This is a genomic window from Lacticaseibacillus pantheris DSM 15945 = JCM 12539 = NBRC 106106, assembly GCF_001591865.1.
Taxonomy (GTDB): Bacteria; Bacillota; Bacilli; order Lactobacillales; family Lactobacillaceae; genus Lacticaseibacillus; species Lacticaseibacillus pantheris.
The window spans coordinates 1-6901 of the sequence record NZ_BCVS01000118.1; the positions used below are offsets into that span (position 1 = coordinate 1).

7 protein-coding genes are annotated in these 6901 nt (G+C 52.8%); 3 read left to right on the forward strand and 4 right to left on the reverse strand.

Going from position 1 to position 6901, the window contains the following annotated elements:
* Positions 1-212: 212 nt before the first annotated feature.
* Positions 213-683: a hypothetical protein gene (locus LPA02S_RS10055; RefSeq protein WP_054649734.1), complete on the forward strand. Its 471-nt coding sequence runs from the start codon at positions 213-215 to the stop codon at positions 681-683.
* Between the two features lie 207 nt (positions 684-890).
* Here LPA02S_RS10055 and LPA02S_RS10060 read toward each other — a convergent pair whose 3' ends face one another.
* The 4 genes from LPA02S_RS10060 to LPA02S_RS10075 all read right to left on the reverse strand — a co-directional run bounded on the left by LPA02S_RS10060 (position 891) and on the right by LPA02S_RS10075 (position 3887).
* Positions 891-1832 (reverse strand): AEC family transporter, encoded by a 942-nt coding sequence (locus LPA02S_RS10060; protein WP_054649736.1) that lies wholly within the window; start codon positions 1830-1832, stop codon positions 891-893.
* A 22-nt stretch (positions 1833-1854) separates the two neighbouring features.
* The gene (locus LPA02S_RS10065) at positions 1855-2406 is read right to left on the reverse strand and encodes a 5-formyltetrahydrofolate cyclo-ligase (protein ID WP_082405350.1); all 552 of its coding nucleotides are present in this window, start codon (positions 2404-2406) and stop codon (positions 1855-1857) included.
* A complete protein-coding gene (locus tag LPA02S_RS10070) occupies positions 2396-2770 on the reverse strand; it encodes a DUF488 domain-containing protein (protein WP_054649738.1) in 375 nt (124 codons plus the stop codon). The genes LPA02S_RS10065 and LPA02S_RS10070 overlap by 11 nt, the downstream gene beginning before the upstream one ends.
* A 238-nt stretch (positions 2771-3008) precedes the next feature.
* The gene (locus LPA02S_RS10075; protein ID WP_056956257.1) at positions 3009-3887 is read right to left on the reverse strand and encodes a LysR family transcriptional regulator; all 879 of its coding nucleotides are present in this window, start codon (positions 3885-3887) and stop codon (positions 3009-3011) included.
* 146 nt (positions 3888-4033) lie between these two features.
* On the opposite strand from LPA02S_RS10075, the gene LPA02S_RS10080 reads away from it, so the two are divergent.
* Positions 4034-5698 (forward strand): malolactic enzyme, encoded by a 1665-nt coding sequence (locus LPA02S_RS10080; protein ID WP_263850253.1) that lies wholly within the window; start codon positions 4034-4036, stop codon positions 5696-5698.
* 28 nt (positions 5699-5726) lie between these two features.
* Positions 5727-6710 carry an AEC family transporter gene (locus tag LPA02S_RS10085; protein ID WP_056956253.1) on the forward strand — a complete coding sequence of 328 codons (984 nt, stop codon included), beginning with the start codon at positions 5727-5729 and terminating at the stop codon, positions 6708-6710.
* The last annotated feature ends 191 nt before the right edge of the window (positions 6711-6901 follow it).

Genomic DNA, 6901 nt, shown 5'->3' on the forward strand with positions numbered 1-6901 from the left:
ACTCTGGTTTCTAACCGCGGGGCTCCGCTCTCTAAACGAGCTCCGCAGCCCAGAAAGCGCCACATAAGCCATAAAAATCTAAAGGCCAACAGCGGGCCTTCAGATTTTCATAACTTATGCTCTGCTTTCTAAGCGGGCTGCTCCACTCTCTGCCTCAATCTGTTATCATGTACCTAGAGCGTAAGTGGTATTAGTAAAGGTGGTGTCAATCAATGGAATTATTATTAACGGTTTTAGACGTAGTGCTCCTCGGCTGCGTGGGCTACAACGTGTACTGGCAGTCGCAAATCGAAGTGCGCGCTAACTATGCGTACATGCAGATGTTTTGGGGCGTCGTGTTCGCCATCTTGATTGCTTCCACGTACACCGCCAGCTGGGCGTACGTCGTCTTCCTCGCACTGTTCGTCCTGTTGAACGTCTCCGCGGGTTACGGCGGCATCGCCAGCGACCGTATCGTCGGTTACGGCATGTTTCAGCGGGTGTTGCGCCTGTCCACCCTGGCAGGTGTTACCATTCTGCCCGTGCAGACAGTCCGTGGTCGGCAGCTTGTCATCGTCGTCTTTGCCTTTAATCCGCGTCGATACGTGCGCATGACTTTCCGTCAGCCGCTTGAAGCCCTGACCGTCAAGATTCGGCAAATGGTGCCTGATAACGTACCGGTCGAGATTCAGCAGGTACAGTAAATTTTTAACCTGTCAATAAATGAGAGCGGACCACAATGCGGTTAGCTCCCCAGCAATAACGTAATAATGCCGATATTCCAGAACCGCGGAATATCGGCATTATTGTGTTTGGAACAGGGAGCTGCATTGTGGTCCACGTTTGTAGGCCGCGTCGATGCTCATCGATTTTGCGAAGTTGCTATTTATGATTGAGCCTCATTTTGTTGGCTAGCGGATCAGCGTCATGACGATGGGGATAGCAATCATTGCCAACACCGTCGAACCCGCTACACCGACAGCGGCAAATTCACTGTCCGCGTCGTACAGCCGGGCGACCACCGGCGCGTTGGTCATCACCGGCATGCAAGACTGAATAATGAACACGGTCTTCATCAGTGCCGGCATGTCCGCCCCAGCCAGGAGCAGGGACATAATTAGCGGGGCAAAGACGAAGCGGCCCAACAGGACCCCTAAGAAGTCTTTATCCAAACGTAGCGCGTTACGAATACCCGACTGCTGAATCGTGATACCGATGAAAAACATTGATCCAGGCACGGTGAGGTCACCTATGTACTCCAAGTCTGCAGCAAGGAAGTTAGGTAGCTGGATGTGCATCATGACGATGATAATCCCAACGATAAAACCTAACAGTGGTGGCGAAAAGATCTTACCCAAAGCCCGTTTGAAATCAAATTCGGCATCGCCGGGGCCATCACGTTGGATGAGGTAGACCCCAACCGTCCAGAAAACGGTGGTGTTAGCCATGTAGTACACCAACACGTACGGGACGCTACGGGCGCCAAAGAGGGCCATGTTCAACGGCAAACCGATAAAGACGGTGTTGGAATTGAGGAACATCGAACAAAACAGTCCGATGCGGCTACGGTCAACGCGCAGGAAGAGGGCTACCACTGCAGACAGCACGCCTAAAATGGCCATCGAAATCAGCGGGTAGCGTAGGTCGGGTAACAAGCGAATCAACTCGTTGGCGGTAAACTTTTCGCTGACGGTGACCACCATATACGCGGGTAAGGCGACCTGCGTGATGATTTTGGCAATAATTTTGCCACTTTGGGCGCTGAGCCAGTGGCGTGCTGATAACCAGTACCCAACGGCAATTAAAATAATAATTTCGGCCACGCCGAAAACACTAGAGATAAATGCTTGCAATAATCTAGACCCCTTCGGTTACTTATTTCGCGGTAATAATATGTTGCAAAGGCACGTCGAAGGTGTCATGTGGCCAGGCGTTTTCTGGCCGTATCTGTACAGACAGGGCTAGCGCAACCGTGGTGCCATGGTATCCGGCCAGAAAGCGGTCGTAGTAACCACCGCCAAAGCCGAGACGGTAACGCGATGTACGCGTGTACGCTAAGCCCGGGACTACAACCAGGTCGGGTGCATTGTTGACCAGTTCAGGTTGGTAGGGCGGTTCCAGTAGACCAAAGTCGCTTTTGACCAATGCTTCGCGGCTGGTAAACGGTAGGAAAGCCATCTGTCGGTGCGGCATGGTCTTGGGTACCACCACGTCTTTGCCATCCGCGACGGCCGCCGCAATCACACCGCTAGTGTCGACTTCAAAGCCACCGCTGATTGTCGTGGCGATGGTGCGAGCCGCTTGCCACTCGGGCAGTGCCCGTAGTTGCGCCAAGAGCGCCTCGGTTTCGGTTTGGCGTTGCTCAGCTGGCAATGCACGCAGGGCGGCAATTTGTTGTTGACGTGCGTCACGTTTATTAGTTGTCATCGTGTACCCCGTGGGCGGCCAGCCATTCGTTGAGCACGACGGCCTGGTTGTTAGTAGTGTCTTTGGCTCCGAACAGAAGCACAACGGTATTGCCCTCTTGTAGTTGCGCGTTCACCGTGTCAATTAACTCGGTTGTGGCCGGATTTTGTGCTAATTCGTCCTGGTATCGACTCTTAAACTCAGTAAACTTTTCTGGGTCGTGGTTGAACCACTTACGCAGTTCGGTGGTGGGCGCAATGTCCTTGGCCCACAGGTCAATGTGTGCGTCCACCTTTTTAATGCCACGGGGCCACAAGCGGTCCGTCAGAATACGGAAGCCGGGTGTCCCAGGATGTTCGTAAATACGTTCCAGTTTGATTGTCATTATTCATCACCCCAAAACTACACTACCGCCCACAATGGGATAAGTAAAGCTACCACATAATGGCATTAGCGTTAGATTACCATAATAAAGATGTTAATGCACGCGGGAGACTGGCGTCGGAGCCATGCTGGACACCGGTGTCGTTCCGTTCGCTATTCATTGGTAGCATGCAAAAAGCGCGTAACGTTGGCGATTAAACGCAAATGTGACGCGCTTTTTGGCGCAAGGTGCATATTCACTATTCCGCCTGAATCAGCGCCCGCATAACTTTGCGCTGCATGGGTGTGGTTAATTGGTTCTGGCGCCGCACCAGCGATACCGTAAACAGCGGTTGGCCGGGGTCGGTGAGGCGAATCAGCTGGAGGTGGTCCTCCGGCGTCACCGCGAGGTCCGTGAGCAGCGCGATGCCGACGTCCTGGTGCACCATAGTTTTGATGAGGCTAACATCGTCGCTACGGAATACCACACGCTGGCGTACGCCCGCACTATGATTCAATGCGCGGAAAGCCTGGGCGTGAACGTACTGCTCACCCAAGGCCACAAATGGTTCGCCTACGAGTTGGGCAAAGGCGACGGCACCGTCCTGCCCGACTTTGCGTTGTGGGGCGGCGATAATGGCGAACGGGCGGGCAAAGAGCTGCTCAACCTGCAAATCGTCGGCGACCAGCGGACCCACACTCCCAAGCAGGGCCATGTCGAGTTCGCCAGCGCGGAGACGTTTAAGCAGGTTGCCAGAACCTCCCTCGATAGTCTGCAGATGGTCCATGCTGCCGTTATTAACCAGGTGGGGAATTAACTTTGGAAAATAGTAATTACCAATAATGGGTGGTAATCCCAACCGTACCGTGGTCACCTGCAGGGCGTCGAGATCCTGTTGTGTTTGGCGTAATTCGCTCAGAATGCTCCGGGCGTGCGTCGCGAGTTGCTCGCCGGCAGCGGTGACGGTGAGCGTGTTGTGACTGCGGTCGCGGTGAATTAATTCAATGCCGTATTGTTCCTCTAATCGTTTGAGGGATAACGATACCGTGGGCTGGCTCACCCGAAAAACTTTGGCGACGGCGGAAAAACTTTTTAAATCTACAAGTTGGACAAAGTATTCAAAGTCGCGTGTGTTCATCACAAAACGCCGTCCTTTCTGGTGTGTGGCCGTTCATATAAAAAGATTTTATCACAACTGGCACGTTTGACTATAAATTTTTCTGTGATTTATGCTGTACCTCGTTAAGACGAAAGAGCAACAATCTCGCCACAATATATCAGCAAATTGATGAGGAGGAATCGCTTATGCAACTCACAGCACAGCAAATTATCAATAACCCATTTTTAAACAAAGGTACAGCCTTTACTAAGGAAGAACGCGACCAATACGGTTTGAACGGTGTGTTACCGCCAGCCGTCCAGACTTTGGACCAGCAGGTAGCCCAGACGTACGCACAGTACCTACAGAAGCCATCCGCACTGGAAAAGCGGATCTTCTTGATGGACATTTTCAACCACAACCACGTTTTGTTCTACGCCTTGTTTGGCCAGCACGTCGCTGAATTCATGCCAATTGTGTACGATCCAACCATCGCTGACACCATCGAGAACTACAGCGCGCTGTTCATTGACCCACAGAACGCAACGTACCTGTCGATTGAGGACCAGGACCACATTGAGGACGCCCTGAAGGCTAGCGCCGATGGCCGTGATATTCGTTTGATTGTGGTAACCGATGCGGAAGGTATCCTCGGTATCGGTGACTGGGGTACGCAGGGTGTCGATATCGCTGTCGGCAAGCTGATGGTGTACACGGCCGCCGCAGGGATTGACCCTAGCCAAGTGCTGCCGGTTGTGTTGGACTCTGGGACCAACAATGAGTCGTTGCTGAACGATGACCTTTACCTCGGTCTGCGGAAGCAGCGCGTGTACGGTGAAGAATACCATGCCTTTGTGGACAAGTTCGTTGCTAGTGCGCGGAGCCTGTTCCCGAAGCTCTACCTCCACTTTGAAGACTTTGGTCGTAGCAACGCTGCTGACATCCTGGACCAGTACAAGGATCAGCTGACGACGTTTAACGATGACATACAGGGCACTGGGATTATCGTACTTGCCGGTATTCTGGGTGCGCTGAACATTTCCAAGCAGAAGATGACCGACCAGGTGTACATGAGCTTTGGTGCTGGTACTGCCGGTGCCGGAATTACCCAGCGTATTTACGAAGAATACTTGCAGCAGGGGATGGCACCGGAAGAAGCACGCAAGCACTTTTACCTGGTGGACAAGCAGGGTCTGTTGTTTGACGACATGCCTGACTTGACGCCACAGCAAAAGCCGTTTGCTCGTAGCCGCAGTGAGTTTACTAACGCTGACGAACTGACCAGCTTGGCGGCAGCGGTTAAGGCCGTGCACCCAACCATCTTGGTGGGTACGAGTACCGTTCCGGGTACTTTCACTGAGGAAGTAGTGACTGAGATGGCTGCTCACACCGACCGGCCAATCATCTTCCCGTTGAGCAACCCGACCAAGTTGGCTGAAGCTAAGGCTGAGGACCTGATTAAGTGGACCGATGGCCGTGCGCTGGTTGCTACGGGGATTCCGGCGGCTGACGTTGAGTACAAAGGTGTAACCTACGCCATTGGCCAGGCTAACAACGCGTTGGTTTACCCTGGGCTCGGTCTAGGTACCATCGCCGCTACCAGCAAGCTATTGACTGACGGCATGATTTCGGCTGCAGCCCACAGCCTGGGTGGTATCGTTGACCCTGATCAGGCTGGTGCCGCAGTGTTGCCACCAGTTAAGCAGCTGGCGAAATTCAGCCAGACGGTTGCGAACGCCGTAGCACAGGAAGCGTTGGACGAAGGTCTGAATGAAGACCCGATTACTGATGCTAAGCAGGCAGTTGCGGACACCAAGTGGACGCCAGAGTACAAGCCACTCAACCTGTAATTAGTCACTGATTGAGGGAGGAAACAACATGACAGCATTAGCAACATCAATTCAAAGTGTCCTGACGATTCTGTTGATTATCGCTTTGGGATACATGCTTCAACGCAAAGGGTGGTTCCCGGATTCATTTGGTGGCACCGTTTCGAACTTATTAATGAAAGTCGCCCTGCCAGCATCCATCTTCATTTCGGTGTTGGAACGGTTGACGTTAGATAAATTGGTCAGCTTAGCCAGTGGTTTGGTATACGGCTTCATCGCCGTTGCTATCGGCTACCTCGTCGCCTTTGCACTCGTGAAGATTCTCAAGGTGCGTCCGGGTCGTCGGGGGACGTTCATCAACATGTTTGTGAACGCCAACACCATTTTTATCGGTTTACCACTGAACTTGGCCCTCTTTGGTAACAAGTCCATGGCCTATTTCCTGATTTACTACGTGGTCAACACCGTCTCCACGTGGACGCTGGGTGCCTTCCTGATGGCTCAGGATGACCCCACGCGCGTCAAGGGTAGCGCCGAAAAGGGTAGCTTTAACTGGAAGAAGCTGTTGCCAGCACCACTAGTTGGTTTCTTGGTCGCATTGGTCTTCCTGTTGCTCCGGATTGACGTGCCAAACATTGGCTGGCTCAGCTTTGCAACCAACACGTTGGATTACGTTGGTAACCTGGTTACGCCATTGTCCCTGATTTACATCGGGATTGTGTTGGCCAAAGCTGGTTTGGGTAGTATCCACTTTGACCGTGATAGTATCGTAGCGTTGCTCGGCCGGTTCGTGCTGGCCCCGGCCGTTATGTTCGCCATCATTATGATTGGTAGCGGCATGGTTGGCGGGATGCCAAGCATGGAGGCCCAGACACTGATTGTGCAGGCCTCCGCACCTGGCCTTGCCGTTCTGCCAATCCTGGCGGAACAGGCACATGGGGACGTGAAGTATGCTACCAACGTGGTGACGACTTCGACCGTGCTGTTCGTGATCGTGATTCCGATTATTATGGTTTTGATTCAGGGTATTTAGAGAGTGGAGCAGGCCGCTTAGAAGACAGAGCATAAGGCGTTCCAACCGAAAGACCCGGTTTTGGTCTTTTGGTTGGAATGCGTTATGTGGCGGCTTCTGGCCTGTGCAACTCGTTTTAGAGAGTGGAGCCCCGCGGTTAGAAAGCAGAGTATAAGTAAGCCCGGGCGAGAATCCCGCACTTGGATTCTTGG

Coding starts and splice junctions, on each gene's coding strand:
- LPA02S_RS10065 (WP_082405350.1), bottom strand. CDS start 2,406: ATGACAACTAATAAACGTGACGCACGTCAACAACAAATTGCCGCCCTG.
- LPA02S_RS10075 (WP_056956257.1), bottom strand. CDS start 3,887: ATGAACACACGCGACTTTGAATACTTTGTCCAACTTGTAGATTTAAAA.
- LPA02S_RS10085 (WP_056956253.1), top strand. CDS start 5,727: ATGACAGCATTAGCAACATCAATTCAAAGTGTCCTGACGATTCTGTTG.
- LPA02S_RS10070 (WP_054649738.1), bottom strand. CDS start 2,770: ATGACAATCAAACTGGAACGTATTTACGAACATCCTGGGACACCCGGC.
- LPA02S_RS10055 (WP_054649734.1), top strand. CDS start 213: ATGGAATTATTATTAACGGTTTTAGACGTAGTGCTCCTCGGCTGCGTG.